The sequence below is a fragment of the Methyloparacoccus sp. NF-16 genome (assembly GCF_056880625.1).
The window spans coordinates 2,926,430-2,949,308 of record NZ_CP174130.1 but is presented as its reverse complement, the minus strand read 5'-3'; the positions used below and the strand labels follow the sequence as shown (position 1 = coordinate 2,949,308).

The window sequence follows — 22,879 nt, the reverse complement described above, 5'->3', positions numbered from 1 at the left end:
TGTCTGGAGAACCTACATGCTCACGCGTTTTCGAACCGGTCTGACAACCCTGACCCTGCTGCTGGCCCCGGTCGCCATGGCGCACGGCCCCACACCGCAGAAGATCGTCGCAACCATCGACATTGCCGCCCCCGTGGATCGCGTCTGGGTCCTGGCGGGCGATTTCGGCGCCATCAGCCGCTGGCACCGCGGACTCAAGTCCAGCGAATCCAGCAACGGCAACCAGCCGGGCGCGCGCCGCACCCTGGTGTTCGCCAATGGCGAGGTCCTGCATGAGGATCTGGATGCCTGGGACGCGGACAAGCACGAATATCAGTACCGGATGAGCGAAGCCAACGTGAAGGCGTTGCCGGCCAGTTCCTATTCGGCCATCCTGCGGGTGAGCGCGGCGGAGCAGGGCACCCGGGTCGAATGGAAAAGCCGCGCCTATCGTGGCGATACCGGCAACGAACCACCGGAATCGCTCAGCGACGAGGCGGTCACCCAGGCCCTGCAGCAGTTCTTCGCCACCGGCCTGGCCGAGCTCAAGGCCAAAGCGGAAGCTGCGCCTTGAGCCGGGTCCTGGCGCCAGCGCGCCGGGCCCAGGAACCGTGCGGGCGGGAAGCTTTCCCGTGCCGGTTCGGGTAGGCCGCCATATCGGCCGGCATCCGTGCTGGCCTAGAATCCAGTCGCCACGGATACCGTGGCGATCTTATTGCCATCCAGCCCTATCGAGGAGACCGACATGATCTGGGAAAAACCTGTCTGCAAGGATCTGCGTTTCGGCTTTGAAGTCACGATGTATATCTGCCATCGCTGATCCAGCGCCGGCCGATGCGAGGGGGCGCCCGGCAACCGGGCGCCCCGTTTTCATGTTGCGGGGTTTAATACTGGATCAGTCCATGCTGGATGGCGATCAGCACCAGATCGGCATTGGTCTGCGCATTCAGCTTGTCCTTGATCAGTGAGGCGTAGTTCGAAACCGTCTTGAAGCTCAGCTTGAGCTCGTCGGCCGCCTGCCGCGTGCTGTAACCCCGCGCCAGCAGGCAGAAGACATCGAATTCGCGGGCCGACAGGACATCCAGCGCAAAGGCGCTGCTCTCCTCCTTCGAGAACCGGCGCGTCACCAGCCGCTGGGCGATCTCGGGCTCGACCAGGGTTTCGTTGCGGGCCACGCGCAGCACGGCGTCGACCAGCATCGCGGGCGTGCTGCTCTTGGTGATGTAGCCCTTCGCGCCCGCCTCCAGCGCCCGGGCCGCGTAGACCGGCTCGTCGTACATGCTGAAGATCAGGATCCTGGCGGAGGGGTCGCGCCCGATGATGCGCCGGGCGGCGGCCAGGCCGCCGATGCCGGGCAGGTTCAGATCCATGACCACCACTTGGGGTTGCCACTCCTGATAGAGCTGGCAGGCCGCCTCGCCGTTTTCGGCCTCGCACAGCACGTCGATGCGCGCGGACTGGCCGAGCAGCATGCGATAGCCGGTGCGCACCACGGCGTGGTCGTCAACCAGCATGACAGTGATGCGCTGACTCATGATGGCGCTCCTTCGGCAGGTACCCGGATGTCGATGTCGACGCCTTTGCCCGCGCCGGTGCGGATGGCCATCTCGCCGCCCAACCCGGCCACCCGTTCGCGGATGCCCCGCAAGCCAAAACCGCGCTGCGGCAGCATGGGGTCGAAACCGCAGCCATCGTCGCGAAGGTGCAGAACCACCCATTCGGTTGCCCCGCTCCGGACGACCCCCAGATCGATGGCCACTTCGCGTGCCTGGCCATGCTTGACGGTGTTGGTCAGGCATTCCTGGGTGATGCGGAACAGGTCGATGGCCGACGTCGGACAGCGGGCATCGACCCCGGCGGCACAGCGCAGATGGACCTTCAGCTCGGGATGGCGGGACCGGAAGCTTTCCACCAGATCCTCGAGGGACGCCGACAGGCCGAGTTCGTCCAGCACACTGGGCCTGAGCCGGCGCATCATCGAGCGCACCACGCCGAACAGATGGTCGCAGATGGCGACGATCTGCCGGGCGGGCGTGTTGGCCTCGCCGTTCCTGGACAGCAGCGTCGCCGCCATGGCCTTGATGGCCGTCAGCGACTGGCCCAGCTCGTCATGGAGTTCCCGCGCCAGGTGCCGGCGCTCCTCCTCCTGGATCAGCATGGAATGCCGTACCAGGGCGCGATTCTCGTCGCGGGTCTTTTCCAGCTGGCCGGCCATGAGATTGAAGGCGCTGGCAATGCCGTCGAATTCCGGCAGCGGGAACGCCGGCAGCCGCTTGTCGTACTCGCCATGCTCGATGTGCGCGAGTCCCTCCAGAATGGTGACCACCGGGCCGAAGGCGCGCCCGACCAGCAGGTTCACCAGGGCGTAGACCGCGCCGGCCAGCGACAGCAGCAGGATTAGGAAACCCTGCGTCTCGGACCAGGCTTCCAGAATTTCGTCATCGGCGCTGCCTTCGATCCGGATCGTCAGGGGTTGCTGCCGGTCGTCGTGCAGCAGTCGTTCGACCCGGATGGGCTCCGGGGTCACCGCCCAGCGGAACCAGCCGGGCGCTTCCTGCCTGGCGGCTGCCGGATGATGGCCGGAAAAATTGATGGCGGATGCCTGCGGACCGATCACGCTGATCCGCAGGTGCCGGATCTTGTCGAGCCCGCCCAGCCGGCTCATCCAGCCCGACAGGGCTTTGCCGTTCCCGTCCTCTCCGGCGAAACCGGCCTCCAGCAGTTGCAGGGCCAGGCTGACCGTCGATCGCGCCTCGTTCCGCACTGACTGGCGGGCATCGTGAATCGCGAACAGAAAGCCGATGCCGACGATCACCGCCATTGCCAGGCCCAGGGTGAGGTTCAGCCGGGTTTGCAGGCCGAGCGGCGGTTTGCTCCGGGACCGGGACGGATCCCGCCAACGCTGTCGGCCAGGCGTATTGATCATGTTCGAGTCGAAATCAGGGCAATGGGTCACAAACGCCTGCCGCGAAGTGCCGACCCCCGGGGGGGCAGGGGCGCGGGACCGTCCTGGCCGATCGCGACGTCGCCGTGGGGCGTGGGCTGGCCCATGAATCCGTGCCCGGAAACCGGCATCTTCCTTGCCGATGGTCGGCGGGAAAGTCGCGGCGGTTGCACGGCGTGCCATGTGCCCGGCCGGCCGGTCAGCGCTCCGGTGCAACAGATCTTGCCGTTGCGTCGGTACCGGGCAGCAAGGGGCGGGTTTTCGAGGTTCCCGGCGTGGCGCCGGAAGATACGCCAACACCGCTTCAACGTTCGGCCCGCAGGGTAGGAGATCACCCGCAGGGGCGTCAAGGCACGGCGGGTGGTACGGCGTAATTCAGGAGGAATTCCCGCCGCTGGGTGGGACCTGCGCCCGCTCGACACCGGCGTTCAGCGCATTCTGGCGGCGAGGGTGCCGGTCCGGCCGGGGCAGCGGTCGTGGCCGGTCCCGTTGTCCGGTCGCTGTCCCTGGCCGCGGGGCAAGGCATCGCGGCGGGAGATTTGCCGCTGTTGCCCTGCCTGAGGCTGTCAGCCCTCCCGCCGCAGGTGCGGGAACAGGATGACGTCGCGGATGGAGGGACAGTCGGTGAGGAACATGACCAGCCGGTCGATGCCGATGCCCTCGCCGGCGGTGGGGGGCAGGCCATGTTCCAGGGCGCGGATGTAGTCGGCGTCGTAGTGCATGGCTTCCTCGTCGCCGGCGGCCTTGTCCTCGACCTGCTTGCGGAAGCGTTCGGCCTGATCCTCGGGGTCGTTCAGCTCGGAGAAGCCGTTGGCCAGCTCGCGGCCGCCGACGAAGAACTCGAAGCGGTCGGTGATGAAGGGGTCCGCATCGTTGCGCCGCGCCAGGGGCGAGACCTCGGCCGGGTAGGCGGTGATGAAGGTCGGCTCGAACAGCCGATCCTCGACAGTCTTCTCGAATATCTCGGTCTGGATCTTGCCCAGGCCGTCGTTGGCTTCCACCTTGATGCCCAGCCGTCGGGCGATGGCGGCGGCCGATTCACGCCCGGCCAGGTCGGCCGCCGTGATGTCCGGGTTGTAGTGCAGGATGGATTCCAGCACGGTCATGCGCCGGAACGGCTGACCCAGGTCGTAGTCGCTGCCCTGGTAGGTGACCACGGTGCCGCCCAGCAGCTTTTGCGCCATGCCGCGCAGCAGCGCCTCGGTCAGGTCCATCAGGTCGCGGTAGTCCGCGTAGGCCTGATAGAACTCGATCATGGTGAATTCGGGATTGTGCTTGGTCGACAGTCCCTCGTTGCGGAAACTGCGGTTGATCTCGAATACCTTCTCGAAGCCGCCCACCACCAGCCGCTTGAGGTACAGCTCGGGGGCGATGCGCAGGTACAGGTCCATGTCCAGCGCGTTGTGGTGGGTGATGAAGGGCCGGGCGCGGGCGCCGCCGGGGATGACCTGCATCATCGGCGTCTCGACCTCCAGGAAGCCGCGATCGGTGAGAAACTCGCGGATGTAGTGGACGATGGCGCTGCGCAGTCGGAACACCCGGCGCGAGTCCTCGTTCATGATCAGGTCGAGGTAGCGCTGGCGGTAGCAGGTTTCGGCGTCGGTCAGACCGTGGAATTTCTCTGGCAGCGGCCGCAGCGATTTGGTCAGAAGCCGGGCGCTGGCGACGCGCACCGACAGCTCGCCGGTCTTGGTGCGGAACAACTGCCCCTCGACGCCGATGATGTCGCCCAGGTCCCAGCTCTTGAACGCCTCATACTGGCCCTCGGGCAGGCTGTCGCGCTGCAGGAACACCTGCATGCGGCCGGACATGTCCTGCAGGTGGGCGAAGGAGGCCTTGCCCATGATGCGCTTGGTCATCAGCCGCCCGGCCAGATTGACGGCGACCGGCTGCGCTTCCAGCGCGGCGGCGTCGGCCTCGCCGTGATCGCGGTGCAGATCGGCGGCCAGGGCATCGCGGCGGAAGTCGTTGGGGAAGGCGACGGCGTCGCGCTCGCGGATGGCGGCCAGCTTCTCGCGGCGCTGGGCGGTGAGCTTGTTCTCGTCGCCCTCGAGCCCGCTCTGGGCGGTTCCCTCGGCGGCGTTCGGGTCGGAATTCGGATCACTCATGATTACAAACCGCTTTTCAGACTGGCTTCGATGAACATATCCAGATCGCCGTCGAGGACGGGCTGGGGGTTGCTGGTTTCGACGTTGGTGCGCAGGTCCTTGATGCGCGACTGGTCGAGCACATAGGAGCGGATCTGGCTGCCCCAGCCGATGTCGGACTTGGAGTCCTCCAGCTTCTGCTTTTCCGTGTTGCGCTTCTGGATTTCCAGTTCGTACAGCTTGGCGCGCAGCTGCTTCATGCACCAGTCGCGGTTAGCGTGCTGCGAGCGCTGGCTCTGGCACTGGACGACGACGCCGGAGGGCAGGTGGGTGATGCGTACCGCGGACTCGGTCCGGTTGACGTGCTGGCCGCCGGCGCCGCTGGCGCGGTAGACGTCGGTCTTGAGATCGGCCGGGTTGATGTCGATGTCGATGTTGTCGTCGACCTCGGGCGAAACGAACACCGACGAGAACGAGGTATGACGGCGGTTGCCGGAATCGAACGGCGACTTGCGCACCAGGCGGTGCACGCCGGTTTCCGTGCGCAGCCAGCCGTAGGCGTATTCGCCCTCGAAGCGGATGGTGGCGCTCTTGATGCCGGCGACCTCGCCGGCGGATTCCTCGACCAGCTCGGTCTTGAAGCCCTTGCGTTCGCCCCAGCGCAGGTACATGCGCTCGAGCATGGCGGCCCAGTCCTGTGCCTCGGTGCCGCCGGAGCCGGCCTGGATGTCGAGGAAGGCGTTATTCGGGTCCATTTCGCCGGAGAACATGCGGCGGAATTCCAGGCCGGCGATCGTGGTTTCGTAGCGCTCCAGGTCGGCGGCGACCGAGTCGACGCTGTCCGCGTCGTTCTCCTCGACGGCCAGCTCCAGCAGCTCCTCGGCATCCTGCAGCCCCTGGCGCAGCCGGGTCAGGTTGTGGACCACCCCTTCCAGCTGGGTGCGTTCCTTGCCGAGCGCCTGGGCCAGCTCGGGCTTGTCCCAGATCTTCGGGTCCTCGAGTTCGCGGAGGACCTCGGTCAGCCGTTCCTGCCGGGTTTCGAAGTCAAAGATACCCCCTAAGGGACTCTTCGCGCCCCTTGAGATCCTTGATCTGGTTGTACAGTGGATTGAGTTCGCGCATCGCTGGTACCCGGACAAAGACCGGCGATTATACAGGCAAGGGCATGGCCCGCGGTGTCCTCGCCGGGCGCGGGCTTCACTCGCAGTCGACCAGAATCCGGCCGTTTTCCACGCGCACCGGATAGGTGGCCAGATCCTCGTAGGCCGGTGGCGACAGGACCTTGCCGGTCTTCAGGCAGAAGCGTGCGCCGTGGCGGGGGCAGACGATCTCGCAGCCCTCGACCGCACCGCTGGCGATTTCGGCGCCGTCATGGGTGCAGGCGTCCTGGATGGCGTAATAGTTGCCGTCCAGATTGAACACGGCGATTTCATATCCGTCGACATCCGCCACCAGATGTTCGCCGGGCGCAAGGCTGCCCTCGCGGCCGACATCTCTCCACTCGCTCATGCTTGACCTCGTTGCGCGGGCTTATTCGGTGCTGACGCTGTCGCCTTCGTTCCGCAGGGCGGCCTGCAGCGAGTGCCAGGCCAGCGTCGCGCACTTGACCCGTGCCGGATAGGCGCGGACCCCGGCGAGCACGGCCAGCTTGCCGATCTCCTCCAGGTTGACGGTGTCGCCATCCTTGCCGGTGGTGATGCGGTGGAACAGCTCGAACAGATGCTCGGCCTCCGCCTCGGTCTGGCCCTTGACGATCTCGGTCATCAGCGAGGCCGAGGCGGTCGAGATGGCGCAGCCAGAACCCTGAAAGCTGACATCCTCGATGATGCCGTCCCTGACCTTGGCGTAGAGAGTGATGCGGTCGCCGCAGAGCGGGTTGAAGCCCTCGATCTTGCGGTTGGCGTCTTCCATGACGCGGAAGTTGCGCGGGTTGCGGTTATGGTCGAAGACGACTTCCTGGTAGAGGTCTCGGATCTGGTCCAGCATGGCGGGTGGTGATGGGCGGGTTGGGGGCGGAGGGCGGACGTCAGCCGAACAGGCGGATGACCTCGCGGATGCCGTTCATCAGGATATCGACTTCCTCGTAGGTATTGTACAGGCCGAAAGAGGCACGGGCCGTGGCCGGCACCTCGAAGAAGTCCATGACCGGCATGGCGCAGTGATGGCCGGCGCGGATGGCGATCCCGAGCTGATCCAGCAGGGTGCCGATGTCATGCGGATGGATGTGGTCCAGGGTGAAGGACAGGATCGCGCCCTTCTGCGGTGCAGTACCGATGATCCTGAGCCCCGGGATCTCCAGCGCCTGCTCGGTGGCATGGCGCAAAAGGCCATGCTCATGCTCGGCGATGGCATCCAGGCCGATACCGTCGAGGTAGTCGATGGCGGCGCCCAGGGCGATGGTATCGGCGATGCTCGGCGTGCCGGCCTCGAACTTGTAGGGCAGGTCGTTGTACTCGGTCCTGTCGAACGTCACCCGGCGGATCATGTCGCCGCCGCCCTGCCAGGGGGGCATGGCCTTGAGCAGGCTTTCCTTGCCGTACAGCACGCCGATGCCGGAAGGGCCGTAGAGTTTGTGCCCGGAGAAGACGTAGAAGTCGCAGTCGAGCGCCTGCACGTCCACCCGCAGGTGCGGCACGGACTGTGCGCCATCCAGCAGCACCGGGATGCCTTTCGCGTGCGCCCTGGCGATGATCGTCTCGACCGGGTTGATCGTGCCCAGCGCATTCGACATGTGCGCGACCGACAACAGCCGGGTGCGTTCCGTGAGCAGCGCGTCGAGACCCTCCAGCCGGAGTTCGCCGGTCGGGGTGATGGGGATGACCTTCAGCACCGCGCCGGTCTGTTCGCACAGCATCTGCCAGGGCACGATGTTGGAATGGTGCTCCATGGCGGTGATGAGGATTTCGTCGCCGGCGCTGACCTTCTGCCGGCCATAGGTCTGTGCCACCAGGTTGATGGCTTCGGTGGCGCCGCGGACGAAGACGATTTCGTGTCCGTGCCGGGCATGCAGCAGGCCCTGCACCTTCTCGCGTGCCGTTTCGAACAGGTCCGTGCACCGCTGGCTGAGGGTATGGACGCCCCGGTGGACGTTGGCGTACTCCTCCTCGTAGACGCGCCGTATGCAGTCGATCACCGCCCTCGGCTTCTGCGTCGAGGCGGCATTGTCCAGATAGACCAGGGGGTGGCGGTTGATGGTCCGGCCCAGGATCGGGAAATCCGACCGGATGCTGGCGAGGTCGTAGCGGGGGGCGGGTCTGCTCATAGCCAGTCCGCCCGTATGTCGGCCTGCGGCAATGCCCGCAGCAGGGTGTCGCGGACCTGCTGGCGCAGGGTGGCCAAGCGGATTTTCTCCACCTGCTCGTTGGCGAAGGCAAAGGTCAGGGTGTTGCGGGCCGCGACCTCGTCGAGACCCCGCGATTGCAGGTAGAACACCGCCTCCGCCTCCAGTTGCCCGATGGTCACGCCATGGGAGCACTTGACGTCATCGGTCAGGATTTCCAGCTGCGGCTGGCAGTCGATTTCGGCGTCCTCGGAGAGCAGCAGGTTGCGGCTGCTCATGTCGGCATCGGTCTTCTCGGCGCCGGCATCGACCACGATGCGGCCGGCGAACACGCCTCGCCCGCGTTCCGCGGCGATGCCGCGGTAATGCGCGCGGCTGCGGGCGTGCGGCGCGCCATGCCGCAGCAGGAAATGCGTGTCCAGGTGCCGCCGCCCGGACACCATGAACAGGCCATCCAGTGTGCAGTCGGTGTCCCGGCCCAGCCAGCTGTGGATGTCGGTGCGGGCGATCAGGCCGCCGAAGGCCAGGTGCTGCTGGCGAAGTTGCGAGGCTGCCTGCTGGGTCGTCACCAGGCTGGCGAAGTGGTAGCTCCTGGGGCTTTCGACCTGGAACTTGCCGTGTTCGAGGCGGGCGCCCTCGCCGAGATGCAGGCTGGTCACGGTGGAGGTCAGGTAGCCCGCGCTGTCCTCGCCGGCATAGGTCTCGATCACGCTGGCCTCGGCGTGGTGCTCCAGGATCACCGCATGGCGCAGCACCGACAGCCCCTCCGGACGGGTCGACAGGTGCAGCAGCTGCACGGGCCTTGGCAACGCGATGCCGGCGCCGATGTGGAGGAACGCCCCGTCGCGGAAATAAGCATTGGTGAAATCCACGAAGCGGGAATCGGCCCCGTCGGATTCGGCTTGCAGGCTGGCCCGTACCCGGTCGGGGTGGTGCGCCAGGGCTTCCGCCATCGGCATGGCCAGCACGCCCCCCGGCAGGCCGGCCAGGTCCGAGTGTCCGGCACTGAACAGGCCGTCGACGAAGACCAGCACCCAGGCTTCCGGCAGCCGGTAACGCGCCAGCAGTTCGCCGCAGTCCGGTTCGGACGGATGCGCAGTCAGCGGCAGGAAACGCTTCTTCTCGATCGGCGTGACGTTGGTGTAGCGCCACGCTTCCTCGCGGGGCGAGGGGAAGCCATGCTGCGAGAAGACCGCCTCGGCCTGCTGGCGCAGGCTTCTTAGCCAGGGCAGGTCCTGGCCGGGCAGGTCCGTGGCAAGATCGCGATAGTGTTCGGCGTAATCCATGACGGCTTCCTCAGGCGGCAACACTCTGGTCGATCCAGCCATAACCCTTCTGTTCCAGTTCGTGCGCCAGTTCCGGCCCGCCGGACTTGACGATGCGGCCCTGGGCCAGGACATGCACCACATCGGGCTTGATGTAATCCAGCAGGCGCTGGTAGTGCGTGACCATGATGAAGGCGCGATCGGGAGAGCGCAGGGCATTGATGCCGTCGGCGACGATCTTCAGGGCGTCGATGTCGAGGCCGGAGTCGGTTTCGTCGAGCACGCACAGGCGCGGTTCGAGGATGGCCATCTGCAGGATTTCGTTGCGCTTCTTCTCGCCGCCGGAAAAACCCTCGTTGACGCCGCGGTAGAGGAACTGTTCGTCCAGGTTCAGCGCCCTGATCCTTGACTTGACCAGCTGCAGGAAATCCATGGCGTCGACCTCGCCGTCGCCGCGATGCTTGCGGATGGCGTTGAGCGCCGCCTTGAGCAGGTAGATGTTGCTGACCCCGGGAATCTCCACGGGGTACTGGAAGGCCAGGAAGACGCCCTCGCGGGCACGCTCCTCGGGCTTCATGTCCAGAAGGTCCTTGCCCAGATAGGTGACGCTGCCGCCGGTCACCTCGTAGCCGGGGCGACCGGCCAGGACATGCGACAGGGTGCTCTTGCCGGAGCCGTTCGGCCCCATGATGGCGTGGACCTCGCCGGGCTTCACCGCCAGGCTGATCCCCTTGAGGATGGGTTTGTCGTCGACGCGGGCGTGGAGATTTTCGATCTTCAGCATGATTTCACCTTGGGGATGTGCGGCACGCGCACGCTAAACACTAGGATTGGGCCATCCGGCAGCAAGACTCTCCGGCTTGCGCCGGCGGACACTTGACCGTGCCGTAGGAACAGAACACGCAGCAATCGCCCGGCCTGGGTTTCAGCAGGGCCCGGCAGGCCGTGCATTCATAGAAATACCAGCAGGCATCCAGCGGCAGGGTCTCCTCGCGGCGATGGCCGCAGCGGGGGCAGGTAATGACCGAGCGCGGCTCCATGGCGTGCGCTTCATCCGACGCTCCCTTCCAGGCTGATGCCCAGCAAGGCCTGCGCTTCCACGGCGAATTCCATCGGCAGCTCCTTGAATACCTGCTTGCAGAAGCCGTTGACGATCATGGACACCGCATCCTCGGCGGACAGGCCACGCTGCTGGCAGAAAAACAGCTGGTCGTCGCTGATCTTCGAGGTGGTGGCCTCGTGCTCCAGGCGGGCGGTGGGCTGCTTGACCTCGATGTAGGGGAAGGTGTGCGCGCCGCAGCGGTCGCCGATCAGCAGCGAGTCGCACTGCGTATAGTTGCGGGCGTTCTCGGCGCTCTTGAGTATCTTCACCTGGCCGCGATAGCTGTTCTGGGCGCGGCCGGCGGAGATACCCTTGGAGATGATGGTGCTTTTGGTGTTCTTGCCGATGTGGATCATCTTGGTGCCGGTGTCGGCCTGCTGGCAGTGATTGGTGACCGCGACGGAATAGAACTCGCCGACGGAATCGTCGCCGCGCAGGATGCAGCTCGGGTACTTCCAGGTGATGGCCGAGCCGGTCTCGACCTGGGTCCAGGAGATCTTGGACTGGCGGCCCCGGCAGTCGCCGCGCTTGGTGACGAAGTTGTAGATGCCGCCACGGCCTTCCTCGTCGCCGGGGTACCAGTTCTGCACGGTCGAATACTTGATCTCGGCATGGTCCAGCGCCACCAGTTCGACGACGGCGGCATGCAGCTGGTTCTCGTCGCGCATGGGCGCGGTGCAGCCCTCCAGGTAGCTGACGTGGCTGCCGGCCTCGGCGATGATCAGGGTCCGCTCGAACTGGCCGGTCTTGGCGGCGTTGATGCGGAAGTAGGTGGACAGCTCCATCGGACAGCGCACGCCCTTGGGAATGAAGACGAAGGAGCCATCGGAGAAGACCGCCGAATTGAGCGCGGCGAAGAAGTTGTCGGACGGCGGCACCACGGAGCCGAGGTACTGGCGGACCAGGTCGGGATGCTCCTGGATGGCTTCGGACATCGAGCAGAAGATCACGCCCGCCGCCGCCAGCTTGTCCTTGAAGGTGGTGGCCACGGAGACGCTGTCGAATACCGCGTCCACCGCCACGCCGGCCAGCCGCTCCTGCTCGTACAGGGGGATGCCCAGTTTCTTGTAGGTTTCCAGCAGCTTCGGATCGACCTCGTCCAGGCTCTTGGGCGCCTCCTGGGTCTTCGGCGCCGAGTAGTAGCTGATGGCCTGATAGTCGACCGGCTCGTAATGCACGTAGGCCCAGGTCGGCTCGGTCATGGTCAGCCAGTGGCGATAGGCCGCCAGGCGCCATTCCAGCATCCATTCCGGTTCGCGCTTGCGCGCCGAGATGGCGCGGATGACATCCTCGTTCAGGCCCGGCGGCAGGGTGTCCGCCTCCAGGTCAGTCACGAAGCCCGGCTTGTATTCCTTGTGGATGATTTTTTCCAGTGCTTCTGCAGTCGCCGCCATTGGTCTTACTCCATGTTGCGTCGTGGCTGGATGGTGATGCTGCCGAGAGGGATGTTGAAACCGTCCGGAGCGCGCGTCATCGGGTTGGCCATGTCGGCCAGCGTGACCGCATCCAGCGCCGCCTGGATGGCGCGATTCAGCACCGACCAGTTGCCGCGGATATGGCAGGACGCCGACTGTTCGCACTGGGCGCTTTCCAGGCCACATTCCGTCAGCGCGATCGGCCCCTCCAGCGCGCGGATGATGGCGGCCACCGTGGTTTCCTCCGCCGGCAGCGCCAGCTGGTAGCCGCCGCGCGAGCCGCGGGTGGAACGCAGCACCTCGGCGCGCGCCAGGGCCTTGAGCACCTTGCTGACGGTTGGCGCCGCGACACCGGCGGAATCCGCCAGTTCGCCGGCGGTATAGGTCTTGCCGGGCGTCTTGGCCATGTAACCCAGGATGATGATGGCGTAGTCGGTCAGTTTGCTGATGCGCAGCATGGACGATGGCTCCCACTCATTGGGGACCATTTTAGTCCTGTTTAATAACCAAGTAAAGAACTAGGCTTTTGCCGGAGGCGGTGCGGCATCCGCTGCGGGCGGGCGAGCGAGTCCCGTCCTATACTGGCGCCCTTGCGGATGGTCCGGCTGCCGGATTGTCCTGACCAGAGATTCGGCTAACTATTACTCCGGCCACAATAAAACGTACGGCCATGGGGTCAGTTGCCGCGCCACACAAGGCTTCCATGGTTTGTGGCCGTTCGATAAAAAATGGCCGGGTTAATAGAGAGAGGGTGGACGTGCTGGGAATGTATCGTCGTCGTCGGCGGATGCGGGAAATGCGCGGTGTCAGCGGGCTGGGGCTGCTGGTGTTGTGGGGTTGGGTCATGCTCGCCGGCGCGGCACCGGCACCGGTACCGGCATTGGCCGCCGAGGGTGCGGTGGTGGCCACCGAAATCCGGCAACGGCTGGCCGCCGGCAGGCATCCGGCCCTGCGCTGGGGCAACTTTTCCGATGTGGCCAAGGCGCTGGCGAAACTCTATGACCCGGCGACGCCGGCGCCGCTGTGGTATCGCGACGGCAAGCCGACCGATCAGGCGCGGCTGCTGGTGCAGAGTCTTGCCGGCGCCGACGATCTTGGTCTGAATGCCGTCGATTACGATGCCGACCTGTTGGCCCAGTGGCTGGCGGGGCCGGCGCTACAGGCGGGCGAGCCGCCCGCGGTGGCCGATTTCGACGTCGCGCTGAGCGTGGCCGCCACCCGCTATGTGAGCAATGTCTACCTGGGGCGGATCAATCCGCGCACGGTGGGTTTCGGCCTGAACGTCGAGCCCAAGCGGCTGGATGTGCCGAAGCGGGTTCGCGAGCTGACGCAAAGCCCGCATCCCGAGCAGGTGCTGGCATCGCTGGAGCCGCGTTTTCCGATGTATCGCCCGCTGAAGGAGGGCCTGCTGCGCTATCGGCAACTGGCGCGCGAGGTGCCGCGGCTGCGCTTCGGTTTCCCGGCCAAGTTCACCCCCGGCATGAGCCACAAGGACGTGCCGGCGCTGCGCAAGCTGTTGGTGGCGCTGGGTGATCTGAGGGATGTCGATCCCGCGCTGGCGGCGTCCGAGCTCTACGACCCCGCGCTGGCCGAGGCGGTCAGGCGCTATCAGGTAAGGCACGGGCTCGGCAGCGACGCCATCATCGGCAGGAACACGCTGGCGCGCCTGTCGACACCGATCGCCGACCGGCTCAAGCAGATCCAGCTGGGGCTGGAGCGCCTGCGCTGGCTGCCCGATGTGCGCGGGCATTACCTGATCGTCAACATTCCCTCCTTCAAGCTATACGGCGCGCGCACGGGCGAGGGACCCGGGTCCTATGACATCGAGATGAACGTGGTGGTCGGCGAGGCGATTGATGGGCGCAGCACCCCGGTCTTCCATTCCGACATGACCATGGTTACCTTCCGGCCCTACTGGAATGTCCCGGAGGGCATCGCGGCCAAGGAACTGGTGCCGGCGATCCTGCGCAACCCCAAGTATCTCGCCAGGAACGACATGGAGATCGTGTCGAGCTTCGCTCCGCAGGCCAAGCCGCAGGCCGTCAGCCAGGCGGTGCTCGACCAGGTCGCCGCGGGCGCCTACAAGATTCGCCAGAAACCCGGCACCAAGAACGCGCTGGGGCCGATCAAGTTCTCCTTTCCCAACAACAACAACGTCTACCTGCATGGCACGCCCAGCCAGAGCCTGTTCAGCCGCGACCGGCGCGATTTCAGCCATGGCTGCATACGGGTGCAGGAACCCGCCCGGCTGGCGGAATGGGTGCTGGCGGATAACGGCGACTGGCCGCTGGTGCGCATCAAGGAAACCATGCAGGGCGAGGCGACCAGGACCATCAACCTCAGAAAGCCGATCCCCGTCTATATCCTCTACTCGACGGTGATGGCCGATCCGGATGGCACCATCAGTTTCTTCGAGGACATCTACGGCCATGACCGCACGCTGCAGGTGCTGCTGGCGCGCGGTTTTCCCTACCCGCGCTGAGGCGCGGGCTCAGTCCTCGTCGCCGACCATGTCGAAGACCAGCGTCACTGACTTGCCGGTGCGCGTGTTGGTGGCCCGGAAGGTGGCCGCAGCTTCCTCCATCCCGGTGCACTCGATCTCGACGGGCGGATCGTCGTAGTCCTCGGGGTCGATTTCCAGCTGGTCCATCAGGCGCTGGTTTTCCTCGGCGGACAATTCCATGTTGCCGTCGGCGTCGATATGCATGGGGCAGGGGGTGGGCTAGGGTGGTGGGATGGATGCTGGGGACACCCTGGATGGCGCCCCATGATCGGTGGTCGGCCGGCAGCACCTACCAGTGGCGCACCCGCCCGGTGTCGAGGTGCACGAAATTGGAGCGCGGATAGTAGCCCACGCCGCCCATGGCCAGGGCCAGGCCGGCCTGACGTATTTCGCGGGTGCTGACGTCGTCCATGCGGATGTCCACGGCCTTGCCTTCGATGTGCATGCTGTGTTCCGCGACGCCATGGCTGAAGCGGCGCAGCCAGCTGTTGGTTTCGGGGGAGCGGTAGCCGGAGAGTATCCGGAAGGGGCCGCTGGAGCCGGTGAACGCCGACATGGCGAAGAAGATGTCGATCAGGCCCGGGTCCATTTCCCGGATCTCGTCGGCGTGGTGGTCGCGGAGCAGGCTGCTGAAGCGCAGGCGGGTCTCGCGGTCGTAATCCTGCTCCGGACAGCAGCGGATGGTCAGTTCCTCGTCGGTGTGAACATTGTGGAAGCTCAGGGTGCGCTCCGTGCCGAGGAGGCTGGCGACCGACCGGCTTGGTGGCAGGATCAGGGCACCTGCCGCGGCCAGGGTGGCCCGGGTCAGGAAACTGCGGCGGGAGATCGTGCCGACGGGGCGGGGCAGGGACGAGGGGGTGGCAATCAGACGCGGCTGATGACTCACAGGCTTACCTCCGGTGACGATAGTCGTTGGGTTTGCGCATGAGCATCGAGGAATTCTCCAGGTGCCGGAAGCGAACAGGCGCTGAAGAAGGTGGGGAATTTCTCGATGCAAGGGCGGGAATGGATTCCCATGTCGCCGCCCAATGTACTGATCCCACGGTCAAGGATCAAGCATTATTTGCCTTTTTTGCAAAGCAAGGTTCGTGCCGTATGGGCTTGTTTTGCGGGAGTGCGTGTGCCCGGGCAGGGTGCGCGCGCTTGGGATCAAGGGTCTTGGTCCGGTAAAGGGTTTGTCTGTGAACGGCAAACCTGGATGTCGTCGAAGTGCCGGGCGACCGGATGAGCGGATGCATCGCTTGCCGGGTCCTCGCGGATCAGGCGGGTGGTCGCGAGGCCCGCCGCCCGCGCCGCGTCGAGCTCGCCCTCGATATCCGACAGGAACAGGATGGTGGCGGGCGGCAGGTCGATCTCCCGGGCGATGGCCTGATATGACGACGTTTCCTGCTTGGGGCCTATGCGGGTATCGAAATAGCCGCTGAACATCGGTGTCAGGTCGCCGAAGGCGGTATGGGCGAACAGCAGTTTCTGGGCCTGCACCGAGCCCGATGAGAACACGTACAGCCGGATTCCATCCGCCCGCCACGCCCGCAGCTGGCGCGCGGCGTCCTCGTAGAGATGGCCGAGGAAATCCCCTTGCCGGTAGCCCGCCTCCCAGATCATGCCCTGCAGCGACTTCAGCGGTGTCGCCTTGCGATCCGCGTCGATCCATGCCAGCAGCTGTGCGGTGGTCTCCGCCAGCGTCAGCTGGCGCCCGGACAGCCGGGCCACTTCCGCCAGCTCGGCGGCGACAGCCGGTTCCTGGGCATGCCGCTCCAGAAAGTCGCCAAGATGCGCCCGTGCGTAGGGGAACAGCACCTCCTTGACGAAGGACAGGGACGAGGTGGTGCCCTCGATGTCGGTCAGGATGGCCCGGATCATGCGAGGCTTGCCAGGTGCTGATCGAAGTTGGGGAAGCGCGCGGCGATCGGGTCGCCGGTGACGTCGGCGATCCAGCCGTCCGGGTTGGTGAACAGGCGAATGCACTTGAAGTGCGGGTTTTCGCCCATGTCGAACCAGTGTTTCATGCCGGCCGGCACGCTCAGCAGGTCGCCCTGCTCGCACAGCACCATGAACACCCGTTCGTCCGGGTGCAGGTAGAAGAGCCCCCGGCCCTCGACGAAGAACCGGACCTCGTACTCGGCATGGGTGTGCTCGTTGAGAAACCTGGAGCGCAGTTCGTCCTTCTGCGGGTGGTCGGGCCGCAGGCTGACGACATCGACCGAGCGAAACTCATAGCGGTCGATCAGCCGGTTGACCGAGCCCTGATAGGCCGCGATCACCGCCTCCTGGCTGGCGTCCGCCGCCAGTGGCTGCTCGGTGGTCCAGCGCTCGAAGAGGACGCCGGCTTCCCCTAGCCAGTCGGCCATGACGGCGGGGTCGCTGGTGATGGTTGCGGCTTCCGGCCGGTCCGCGGGACAAATCGTCAAGTGACTCATGGGGTTTTCACTCCGTGCAGGCGTGATTCGATGTCGAACAGGAATTCCAGGGCCTCGACCTGGCGCAGGGCCGCCGCCACCGTTGCGCCCCAGGTGTAGAAGCCATGGCTGGCAATGATATAGCCATGGGTGTCGCCATGCCGGTCAAGCCAGTCGTCGACCCGGGCGGCGAGGCGGTCGATATCCTGATCGTTGGGGAAGATCGGTATCCGCACGCGGGTCGCGTGCGTGCGGATGTCGCCCAGCGCCTTCAGCAGTTCGTAGTTCTCCAGGATCAGCTCGTCCGGCCACAGCCGCGAGACCAGCGTCGCCCCCGGCGAATGCGGATGCAGGACGCAACCCGTGCCGGGATAGCGGCGGTAAAGCGCGGTGTGCAGACGGGTTTCCGCCGAGGGGCGGCGGTCGTCCAGCGAGTTTCCATCGGCATCGACCAGCATGATGTCGTCGGCCACCAGCCGCCCCTTGTGGCGACCCGAGACCGTGATGGCTATGCGGCCATCCGCCAGCCGGGCGGAGAAGTTGCCGCTGGTGGCCGGAACCCAGCCGCGCCGGTCGATGAAGCGCCCGGCCTCGATCAGTTCCTGGGCGCGCGGGGGAAAGTCGTCTGACATCCGGTGGCTTCTGGGGTAAAGGCGCCGATTGTAGACAGCGCCGACGGCGGACTCAATCAGTCGCGAAAGGCCTCGACCGGCACCCGCACGCGGACCTCGTCGCCGACGCCCGGGAGGTATTTGGTCATCCCGAACTCGGAGCGCTTCAGCGTGGCCTCGATGTCGGCGGCGCAAAGGGGCTTCTTGACGATGGGGTTCTCGCCGCAGGTGAAGCGCTCGATCTTCAGCCATACCGGGCGGGTCGTGCCCAGCAGGGTCAGCTGGCCCTCGGCCGCGACCGGCTTGCCGCCCTCGAACAGGAGCCTGTCGGACCGGAAGGTGATGGTCGGGTACTGGGCGACGTTGAAGAAGTCCGCCGATTGCATGTGCTCGTTCCACTTCGCCTGGCCCATGTTGATCGAATCGGCCGCGATGGTCAGCTCCACCGAGCCCGTCTGCTTGGCGGTGTCCAGGCTGATCCTGCCCGCCGTGCGGTCGAATCGGCCGCGCTGGGTGGAGAAGCCGAGGTGGTTGACCTCGAACAGGGGCAGCGTGTGGTCGGGGTCGATGGTGAAGGTTTCCGCGGCCAGTCCATCGGCGGCCGCGAACGACGCGAGCAGGGCGAGGGTCAGTTTGTGCATGGCGGTTCTCTGCGAGGGGGTTGTCGCTAGTTGTGGCGGGCAGGTGGCCTGCGGCAGGGGTTGCCCCGCCTCAGGCGGCCAGTCGCCCGGCCTGGTAATCGGCGATGGCCTGCCGGATCTCTGCCTCGGTGTTCATCACGAATGGGCCGTGCGCCACGATCGGTTCGTGCAGCGGCCGGCCGGCGATCAGCAGGACGCGGCTGTCGGCCTCGGCGGTCAGGGCAAGGCCGTCGCTGTCCGCCGACTGTTCGAGGATGGCCAGCTGCCTGGTGTGCACCGGGGAGCCGCTGATGGCCACGGTACCACGATAGACGTACAGCGCGGCGTGATGCTCGGGGGGCAGCCGGTCGTCGAAACGACTGCCCGCCGGCAGGCGAATGTCGAGGACACGCGGTTCCGTCACCGGACGCGCAATGGCGCCGGCGACGCCATGGCTGCTGCCCATCAACACCTTCACGGCCGCCCCTTCGGTCGTCGTGAAGCCGGGGATCTCGGATTCCTGCACGTCGCGGTAATCGGGGGCCGACATCTTCGCGTTCGCCGGCAGGTTCAGCCACAGCTGGAAGCCCTCCATCTCACCCTGTTCCTGTTCGGGCAGTTCGGCATGGATGACGCCGCGGCCGGCCAGCATCCACTGCAGGCCGCCGCTTTGCAGCAGTCCCTCGTGGCCGGCGCTGTCACGATGGCGCATGCGGCCGGCAACCAGGTAGGTCAGGGTCTCGAAGCCGCGGTGCGGGTGGTCCGGGAAACCGGCGATGTAATCCTCGGGATGATCGCTGCGGAATGCGTCCAGCATCAGGAAGGGATCGAGCCGGCGATGCAGGGCCTGGCCGATGACGCGGGTCAGTTTGACGCCGGCACCGTCCGAGGTCTGGTGGCCGGTGATTCGCTGCTCGACACGCCGGGGGCGGTTGACGGTGATGACGGATACGCGGTCGTTCATGGTGGTCTCCTGGCGAAAATCCGAGTCCCGCCGGGGCAGGGCTCCGGTGCGGACTTTACCCGGTATCGGCGCGCCATGGGCAAGGTTCCGCGTTCGCGCCCGTGCCGACGGCCCTCGCGCGGGCCGGCTTAGCAATTGCGGTTCCGCCGTTATATGATGTTCTGCCATGTGCCGCCCTGTCCTTCCTGTTTCCACATGAACCCCCGCAGCGCCGAGATCGAGCGCAACACCTCCGAGACGCAGATCCGGGTTCGCCTCGCGCTCGACGGCACCGGCCGCGCGCGGCTGGAGACCGGCGTTCCCTTTCTCGATCACATGCTCGACCAGATCGTCCGGCATGGGTTGATCGATCTCGATGTGATCGCCCATGGCGATCTGCACATCGATGCCCATCACACGGTCGAGGACATCGGCATCACCCTGGGCATGGCCTTCGAGCGGGCGGTGGGCGACAAGACCGGCATCCGCCGCTATGGACACAGCTATGTCCCGCTGGACGAGGCGCTGTCGCGCGTCGTGGTGGATTTCTCCGGCCGGCCCGGCCTGTCCTACGGGGTCGAATTTCCCCGCGCCAGGATCGGCGATTTCGATGTCGACCTGTTCGGGGAGTTTTTCCGGGGCTTCGTGAATCATGCCCGGGTGACCCTGCACATCGACAACCTGAAGGGGCAGAATGCCCACCATGTCGCCGAGACCATCTTCAAGGCCTTCGGCCGCGCCCTGCGCATGGCACTGGAGCCCGACGAGCGCATGCAGGGCGCGATTCCATCCACCAAGGGCAGCCTCTAACCACCCTTCCGGCCCGATCATCCCGTTTGCCGATGTCTTCCGTTGCAATCATCGATTACGGCATGGGGAATCTGCACTCCATTGCCAAGGCCCTGCAGCATGCCGACCGCTCGGTCGCGGTCATGGTGACGGATGAGCCCGCCGCCATCCTGCGGGCCGATCGTGTCGTTTTTCCCGGCGTCGGCGCCATCCGCGACTGCATGGAAGCGCTACGCGCCCGCCGGCTGGCACCCGTGCTGCGCGAGGCGGCCGCCAGCCGGCCACTGCTGGGCATCTGCCTTGGCATGCAGGCGCTGCTGGACGCGAGCGAGGAAAACGAGGGCACGGCCTGTCTGGGGCTCTTGCCCGGCCGGGTCGTCCGCTTCGCCGACGGATTGGTGGACGCCCGCGGCCAGCCGCTGAAAATCCCGCATATGGGCTGGAACCGGGTGCAACCGCGCATCGGTCATCCCGTCTGGGCCGGCATCGAGGCCGGCAGCTGGTTCTACTTCGTACACAGCTACCATGCGGTCCCGGCGGAGACCGCCGACATCGCCGGCACGGCGGACTACCCGGTCCCGTTTGCCGCCGCCCTGGCCCGGGGCAATCTTTTTGCCGTGCAGTTCCATCCCGAGAAAAGCCAGGCCGCCGGTCTCCGCCTGCTGGCCAATTTCCTGAGCTGGTCGCCCTGATCGCCGGTTTCGCGCGCGCTTCATCCACCCCAAGTCGAGGATATTCCCATGCTTTTGATACCTGCTATCGATCTCAAAGATGGCAAGTGTGTCCGTCTGCGGCAGGGCCGCATGGAAGACGATACGGTTTTCTCCGATGATCCCGTGGCCGTGGCAGGGCGCTGGATCGGCGATGGGGCGAAGCGGCTGCATCTGGTCGACCTCGATGGTGCCTTCGCCGGCAAACCGCGCAACGGCGGGGTGATCCATGCCATCCGCGAGGCCTATCCCGAGGTGCAGATCCAGGTGGGCGGCGGCATCCGCGACGAGGACACCATCCAGGAATACCTGAATGCCGGCGTCGATTACGTCATCATCGGCACCAAGGCGGTCAGTGCCCCGCATTTCGTGCGCGAGGTGGCGGCCGAGTTTCCCAACCACATCATCGTCGGGCTGGACGCCCGGGACGGCAAGGTGGCCATCGACGGCTGGTCGAAGCTTTCCCATCATGATGTCATCGATCTGGCGCAGAAGTTCGAGGATGACGGTGTCGAGGCCATCGTCTACACCGACATCAGCCGCGACGGCATGCTGCAGGGGGTCAACGTCGAGGCCACGGCCCGGCTGGCGCGCGCCATCCGCATTCCGGTGATTGCCTCCGGCGGCATCCACACCCTTGACGACATCCATGCCCTCGGCGCGGTGGTCGGCGAGGGCGTGTCCGGGGCCATCACCGGGCGGGCCATATACGAGGGCACGCTGGATTTCGCCGAAGGCCGCAAGGTCGCCGAGCAATACTGAGTCATGCTGGCCAAGCGCATCATTCCCTGCCTGGACGTCGACAATGGCCGCGTCGTCAAGGGCGTCAAGTTCGTCGAGATCAAGGACGCCGGCGATCCGGTGGAAATCGCGCGCCGCTATGATCGGGAGGGCGCCGACGAACTGACCTTCCTCGACATCACCGCCAGCGCCCATGACCGCGATACCCTGGTGCATGTGGTCGAGCAGGTGGCCGGCGAGATTTTCATCCCCCTGACCGTGGGTGGCGGCATCCGCACCCTCGAGGACATCCGCCGGATGCTCAACGCCGGTGCCGACAAGGTCAGCATCAACAGCGCGGCGGTGGCGCGCCCGGAGTTCGTGCGCGAGGCGGCGGAGCGTTTCGGCTCCCAATGCATCGTCGTGGCCATCGACGCCAAGCAGGTGGCCGACGCGCCCGGGCGCTGGGAAATCTTCACCCACGGCGGGCGCAAGCCGACCGGTCTCGACGCCGTCGAATGGGCGCGGCGCATGGTGGCCTATGGTGCCGGGGAAATCCTTCTGACCAGCATGGATCGCGACGGTACCAAGTCCGGTTTCGACCTGGAGCTCACCCGTGCCATCGCCGAGGCGGTACCGGTTCCGGTGATCGCCTCGGGCGGCGTGGGCACGCTCGATCACCTGGCCGATGGGGTCACACTGGGCAAGGCCGACGCCGTGCTGGCCGCCAGCATCTTTCATTTCGCCGAGCATTCCATCCGCGAGGCCAAGGCGCACATGGCCCGGCGCGGCATCGAGGTGCGCCTGTGAACGACTGGCTGGACAGCGTGCGCTGGAACGGCGAGGGGCTGGTGCCGGTCATCGCCCAGGAAGCTGGCAGCGGTACCGTGCTGATGCTGGCCTGGATGAACCGGGAAGCGCTGGCGCTGACGGCGGCGGAAGGTTTTGCCACCTACTGGTCCCGCTCGCGCCGGAAACTGTGGCGCAAGGGCGAGGCATCCGGCCATCGGCAGCGGGTGCTGGACATCCGCCTGGACTGCGACGAGGACGTGGTCCTGCTGACTGTCGAGCAGGCGGGTGGCATCGCCTGCCACACCGGCCGCCATCACTGCTTCTACCGCCGCCTGGTAGATGGCCAGTGGCAGGCGGTGGAGCCGGTGCTGAAATCCCCCGCATCCATCTATCCGACATGAATCAGGACATTCTGGCCGAACTGGCCGCCGTACTGGAGCAGCGCAAGTCGCAGGATCCGGAGTCGTCCTATGTCGCCCGGCTCTACGCCAAGGGCCTGGACGCCATTCTCAAGAAGATCGGCGAGGAGGCCACCGAGACGGTCATGGCCGCGAAGGATGGTGTGGCCGAGAAGATCGTCTACGAGGTGGCCGATCTCTGGTTCCACAGCCTGGTGCTGCTGGCCCATCAGGGGCTGGGTCCAGATCAGGTGCTGGCCGAGCTGCAGCGTCGTTTCGGCCTGTCGGGCCTGGCGGAAAAGGCTGCGCGCGAGCCCTGACC

28 protein-coding genes are annotated in these 22,879 nt (G+C 66.0%); 9 read left to right on the top strand and 19 right to left on the bottom strand.

What is annotated here, in order from left to right; genetic code table 11:
- Positions 1-16: 16 nt before the first annotated feature.
- Together ACH5N8_RS13970 and pqqA are read left to right on the top strand one after the other, a co-directional pair.
- Positions 17-553: an SRPBCC family protein gene (locus ACH5N8_RS13970; protein ID WP_460026520.1), complete on the top strand. Its 537-nt coding sequence runs from the start codon at positions 17-19 to the stop codon at positions 551-553.
- Positions 554-724: 171 nt separating this feature from the next.
- A complete protein-coding gene (pqqA, locus tag ACH5N8_RS13965; RefSeq protein ID WP_460026587.1) occupies positions 725-799 on the top strand; it encodes a pyrroloquinoline quinone precursor peptide PqqA in 75 nt (24 codons plus the stop codon).
- A 64-nt stretch (positions 800-863) separates the two neighbouring features.
- On the opposite strand, the gene ACH5N8_RS13960 is transcribed toward pqqA, so the two are convergent.
- The 12 genes from ACH5N8_RS13960 to ACH5N8_RS13905 form a co-directional block, all read right to left on the bottom strand.
- Complete coding sequence (locus ACH5N8_RS13960; RefSeq protein ID WP_460026521.1) at positions 864-1,514, bottom strand: response regulator; 651 nt, start codon at positions 1,512-1,514, stop codon at positions 864-866.
- Entirely contained in the window at positions 1,511-2,905 is a 1,395-nt protein-coding gene (locus ACH5N8_RS13955) for a histidine kinase (protein ID WP_483281764.1), read from the bottom strand. The genes ACH5N8_RS13960 and ACH5N8_RS13955 overlap by 4 nt, the downstream gene beginning before the upstream one ends.
- 584 nt (positions 2,906-3,489) lie before the next feature.
- Positions 3,490-5,031 carry a lysine--tRNA ligase gene (gene lysS / locus ACH5N8_RS13950; protein ID WP_483281763.1) on the bottom strand — a complete coding sequence of 514 codons (1,542 nt, stop codon included), beginning with the start codon at positions 5,029-5,031 and terminating at the stop codon, positions 3,490-3,492.
- A gap of 2 nt (positions 5,032-5,033) precedes the next feature.
- A protein-coding gene (prfB, locus tag ACH5N8_RS13945) for a peptide chain release factor 2 (protein ID WP_460026524.1) occupies positions 5,034-6,132 on the bottom strand; the annotation gives its coding sequence in 2 pieces (ribosomal slippage) (positions 5,034-6,056 and positions 6,058-6,132; 1,098 coding nt in all).
- Positions 6,133-6,207: 75 nt separating this feature from the next.
- A complete protein-coding gene (locus ACH5N8_RS13940) occupies positions 6,208-6,519 on the bottom strand; it encodes a non-heme iron oxygenase ferredoxin subunit (RefSeq protein ID WP_483281762.1) in 312 nt (103 codons plus the stop codon).
- A gap of 21 nt (positions 6,520-6,540) precedes the next feature.
- Positions 6,541-6,996: a Fe-S cluster assembly sulfur transfer protein SufU gene (gene sufU, locus ACH5N8_RS13935; RefSeq protein WP_460026526.1), complete on the bottom strand. Its 456-nt coding sequence runs from the start codon at positions 6,994-6,996 to the stop codon at positions 6,541-6,543.
- A 40-nt stretch (positions 6,997-7,036) separates the two neighbouring features.
- Positions 7,037-8,272: an aminotransferase class V-fold PLP-dependent enzyme gene (locus ACH5N8_RS13930; protein ID WP_483281761.1), complete on the bottom strand. Its 1,236-nt coding sequence runs from the start codon at positions 8,270-8,272 to the stop codon at positions 7,037-7,039.
- The gene (gene sufD / locus ACH5N8_RS13925; protein ID WP_483281760.1) at positions 8,269-9,576 is read right to left on the bottom strand and encodes a Fe-S cluster assembly protein SufD; all 1,308 of its coding nucleotides are present in this window, start codon (positions 9,574-9,576) and stop codon (positions 8,269-8,271) included. Before sufD ends, ACH5N8_RS13930 begins: the two co-directional genes overlap by 4 nt.
- A 10-nt stretch (positions 9,577-9,586) precedes the next feature.
- The gene (gene sufC, locus ACH5N8_RS13920; protein ID WP_460026529.1) at positions 9,587-10,339 is read right to left on the bottom strand and encodes a Fe-S cluster assembly ATPase SufC; all 753 of its coding nucleotides are present in this window, start codon (positions 10,337-10,339) and stop codon (positions 9,587-9,589) included.
- A 40-nt stretch (positions 10,340-10,379) separates the two neighbouring features.
- The gene (locus ACH5N8_RS13915) at positions 10,380-10,595 is read right to left on the bottom strand and encodes a GDCCVxC domain-containing (seleno)protein (protein WP_460026530.1); all 216 of its coding nucleotides are present in this window, start codon (positions 10,593-10,595) and stop codon (positions 10,380-10,382) included.
- 10 nt (positions 10,596-10,605) lie between these two features.
- Positions 10,606-12,051: a Fe-S cluster assembly protein SufB gene (sufB, locus tag ACH5N8_RS13910; protein ID WP_460026531.1), complete on the bottom strand. Its 1,446-nt coding sequence runs from the start codon at positions 12,049-12,051 to the stop codon at positions 10,606-10,608.
- 5 nt (positions 12,052-12,056) lie between these two features.
- Positions 12,057-12,530 carry an SUF system Fe-S cluster assembly regulator gene (locus ACH5N8_RS13905; RefSeq protein WP_460026532.1) on the bottom strand — a complete coding sequence of 158 codons (474 nt, stop codon included), beginning with the start codon at positions 12,528-12,530 and terminating at the stop codon, positions 12,057-12,059.
- A gap of 338 nt (positions 12,531-12,868) precedes the next feature.
- On the opposite strand from ACH5N8_RS13905, the gene ACH5N8_RS13900 reads away from it, so the two are divergent.
- The gene (locus tag ACH5N8_RS13900) at positions 12,869-14,554 is read left to right on the top strand and encodes a L,D-transpeptidase family protein (protein WP_483281759.1); all 1,686 of its coding nucleotides are present in this window, start codon (positions 12,869-12,871) and stop codon (positions 14,552-14,554) included.
- 9 nt (positions 14,555-14,563) lie between these two features.
- Here ACH5N8_RS13900 and ACH5N8_RS13895 read toward each other — a convergent pair whose 3' ends face one another.
- The 7 genes from ACH5N8_RS13895 to ACH5N8_RS13865 all read right to left on the bottom strand — a co-directional run bounded on the left by ACH5N8_RS13895 (position 14,564) and on the right by ACH5N8_RS13865 (position 19,169).
- Positions 14,564-14,779 (bottom strand): hypothetical protein, encoded by a 216-nt coding sequence (locus ACH5N8_RS13895; protein WP_460026533.1) that lies wholly within the window; start codon positions 14,777-14,779, stop codon positions 14,564-14,566.
- Between the two features lie 85 nt (positions 14,780-14,864).
- Positions 14,865-15,461 (bottom strand): YcbK family protein, encoded by a 597-nt coding sequence (locus ACH5N8_RS13890; RefSeq protein WP_460026534.1) that lies wholly within the window; start codon positions 15,459-15,461, stop codon positions 14,865-14,867.
- 263 nt (positions 15,462-15,724) lie between these two features.
- Positions 15,725-16,438: an acireductone synthase gene (gene mtnC, locus ACH5N8_RS13885; RefSeq protein ID WP_483281758.1), complete on the bottom strand. Its 714-nt coding sequence runs from the start codon at positions 16,436-16,438 to the stop codon at positions 15,725-15,727.
- Positions 16,435-16,995, bottom strand: coding sequence for a 1,2-dihydroxy-3-keto-5-methylthiopentene dioxygenase (locus ACH5N8_RS13880; RefSeq protein ID WP_460026536.1), 561 nt, complete (start codon positions 16,993-16,995; stop codon positions 16,435-16,437). The genes mtnC and ACH5N8_RS13880 overlap by 4 nt, the downstream gene beginning before the upstream one ends.
- Positions 16,992-17,606 (bottom strand): methylthioribulose 1-phosphate dehydratase, encoded by a 615-nt coding sequence (locus tag ACH5N8_RS13875; RefSeq protein ID WP_483281757.1) that lies wholly within the window; start codon positions 17,604-17,606, stop codon positions 16,992-16,994. Before ACH5N8_RS13875 ends, ACH5N8_RS13880 begins: the two co-directional genes overlap by 4 nt.
- A 56-nt stretch (positions 17,607-17,662) precedes the next feature.
- Positions 17,663-18,226, bottom strand: coding sequence for a YceI family protein (locus tag ACH5N8_RS13870; RefSeq protein WP_460026538.1), 564 nt, complete (start codon positions 18,224-18,226; stop codon positions 17,663-17,665).
- Between the two features lie 70 nt (positions 18,227-18,296).
- Positions 18,297-19,169 (bottom strand): pirin family protein, encoded by an 873-nt coding sequence (locus tag ACH5N8_RS13865; RefSeq protein ID WP_460026539.1) that lies wholly within the window; start codon positions 19,167-19,169, stop codon positions 18,297-18,299.
- A 195-nt stretch (positions 19,170-19,364) separates the two neighbouring features.
- Between ACH5N8_RS13865 and hisB the strand changes: the two genes are divergently transcribed.
- Genes hisB through ACH5N8_RS13835 form a run of 6 tightly spaced genes read left to right on the top strand, consistent with a single transcriptional unit; the run spans position 19,365 to position 22,877 of the window.
- A complete protein-coding gene (gene hisB / locus ACH5N8_RS13860) occupies positions 19,365-19,958 on the top strand; it encodes an imidazoleglycerol-phosphate dehydratase HisB (RefSeq protein ID WP_460026540.1) in 594 nt (197 codons plus the stop codon).
- A 32-nt stretch (positions 19,959-19,990) separates the two neighbouring features.
- On the top strand, positions 19,991-20,629 hold the full coding sequence (hisH, locus tag ACH5N8_RS13855) for an imidazole glycerol phosphate synthase subunit HisH (RefSeq protein ID WP_483281756.1): 639 nt from the start codon (positions 19,991-19,993) through the stop codon (positions 20,627-20,629).
- Between the two features lie 48 nt (positions 20,630-20,677).
- Complete coding sequence (hisA, locus tag ACH5N8_RS13850; protein WP_460026542.1) at positions 20,678-21,409, top strand: 1-(5-phosphoribosyl)-5-[(5-phosphoribosylamino)methylideneamino]imidazole-4-carboxamide isomerase; 732 nt, start codon at positions 20,678-20,680, stop codon at positions 21,407-21,409.
- 3 nt (positions 21,410-21,412) lie between these two features.
- Positions 21,413-22,177 carry an imidazole glycerol phosphate synthase subunit HisF gene (hisF, locus tag ACH5N8_RS13845; RefSeq protein ID WP_483281755.1) on the top strand — a complete coding sequence of 255 codons (765 nt, stop codon included), beginning with the start codon at positions 21,413-21,415 and terminating at the stop codon, positions 22,175-22,177.
- Positions 22,174-22,560, top strand: coding sequence for a phosphoribosyl-AMP cyclohydrolase (gene hisI / locus ACH5N8_RS13840; RefSeq protein ID WP_483281754.1), 387 nt, complete (start codon positions 22,174-22,176; stop codon positions 22,558-22,560). Before hisF ends, hisI begins: the two co-directional genes overlap by 4 nt.
- Positions 22,557-22,877, top strand: a complete 321-nt coding sequence (locus ACH5N8_RS13835) for a phosphoribosyl-ATP diphosphatase (protein ID WP_483281753.1) — start codon at positions 22,557-22,559, stop codon at positions 22,875-22,877. The genes hisI and ACH5N8_RS13835 overlap by 4 nt, the downstream gene beginning before the upstream one ends.
- Positions 22,878-22,879 lie beyond the last annotated feature (2 nt).

Bases quoted from the DNA above. Each gene is read 5' to 3' on its own strand.
- ACH5N8_RS13895 (WP_460026533.1), bottom strand. From the start codon at position 14,779: ATGCATATCGACGCCGACGGCAACATGGAATTGTCCGCCGAGGAAAAC.
- ACH5N8_RS13835 (WP_483281753.1), top strand. From the start codon at position 22,557: ATGAATCAGGACATTCTGGCCGAACTGGCCGCCGTACTGGAGCAGCGC.
- ACH5N8_RS13905 (WP_460026532.1), bottom strand. From the start codon at position 12,530: ATGCTGCGCATCAGCAAACTGACCGACTACGCCATCATCATCCTGGGT.
- ACH5N8_RS13915 (WP_460026530.1), bottom strand. From the start codon at position 10,595: ATGGAGCCGCGCTCGGTCATTACCTGCCCCCGCTGCGGCCATCGCCGC.
- ACH5N8_RS13865 (WP_460026539.1), bottom strand. From the start codon at position 19,169: ATGAACGACCGCGTATCCGTCATCACCGTCAACCGCCCCCGGCGTGTC.
- sufD (WP_483281760.1), bottom strand. From the start codon at position 9,576: ATGGATTACGCCGAACACTATCGCGATCTTGCCACGGACCTGCCCGGC.
- sufB (WP_460026531.1), bottom strand. From the start codon at position 12,051: ATGGCGGCGACTGCAGAAGCACTGGAAAAAATCATCCACAAGGAATAC.
- ACH5N8_RS13970 (WP_460026520.1), top strand. From the start codon at position 17: ATGCTCACGCGTTTTCGAACCGGTCTGACAACCCTGACCCTGCTGCTG.
- ACH5N8_RS13900 (WP_483281759.1), top strand. From the start codon at position 12,869: ATGCGCGGTGTCAGCGGGCTGGGGCTGCTGGTGTTGTGGGGTTGGGTC.
- ACH5N8_RS13940 (WP_483281762.1), bottom strand. From the start codon at position 6,519: ATGAGCGAGTGGAGAGATGTCGGCCGCGAGGGCAGCCTTGCGCCCGGC.
- ACH5N8_RS13880 (WP_460026536.1), bottom strand. From the start codon at position 16,995: ATGAGTCACTTGACGATTTGTCCCGCGGACCGGCCGGAAGCCGCAACC.
- lysS (WP_483281763.1), bottom strand. From the start codon at position 5,031: ATGAGTGATCCGAATTCCGACCCGAACGCCGCCGAGGGAACCGCCCAG.
- ACH5N8_RS13955 (WP_483281764.1), bottom strand. From the start codon at position 2,905: ATGATCAATACGCCTGGCCGACAGCGTTGGCGGGATCCGTCCCGGTCC.
- ACH5N8_RS13930 (WP_483281761.1), bottom strand. From the start codon at position 8,272: ATGAGCAGACCCGCCCCCCGCTACGACCTCGCCAGCATCCGGTCGGAT.
- ACH5N8_RS13875 (WP_483281757.1), bottom strand. From the start codon at position 17,606: ATGTCAGACGACTTTCCCCCGCGCGCCCAGGAACTGATCGAGGCCGGG.
- hisA (WP_460026542.1), top strand. From the start codon at position 20,678: ATGCTTTTGATACCTGCTATCGATCTCAAAGATGGCAAGTGTGTCCGT.
- sufC (WP_460026529.1), bottom strand. From the start codon at position 10,339: ATGCTGAAGATCGAAAATCTCCACGCCCGCGTCGACGACAAACCCATC.
- ACH5N8_RS13960 (WP_460026521.1), bottom strand. From the start codon at position 1,514: ATGAGTCAGCGCATCACTGTCATGCTGGTTGACGACCACGCCGTGGTG.
- hisF (WP_483281755.1), top strand. From the start codon at position 21,413: ATGCTGGCCAAGCGCATCATTCCCTGCCTGGACGTCGACAATGGCCGC.
- mtnC (WP_483281758.1), bottom strand. From the start codon at position 16,438: ATGATCCGGGCCATCCTGACCGACATCGAGGGCACCACCTCGTCCCTG.
- hisB (WP_460026540.1), top strand. From the start codon at position 19,365: ATGAACCCCCGCAGCGCCGAGATCGAGCGCAACACCTCCGAGACGCAG.
- sufU (WP_460026526.1), bottom strand. From the start codon at position 6,996: ATGCTGGACCAGATCCGAGACCTCTACCAGGAAGTCGTCTTCGACCAT.
- hisH (WP_483281756.1), top strand. From the start codon at position 19,991: ATGTCTTCCGTTGCAATCATCGATTACGGCATGGGGAATCTGCACTCC.
- ACH5N8_RS13870 (WP_460026538.1), bottom strand. From the start codon at position 18,226: ATGCACAAACTGACCCTCGCCCTGCTCGCGTCGTTCGCGGCCGCCGAT.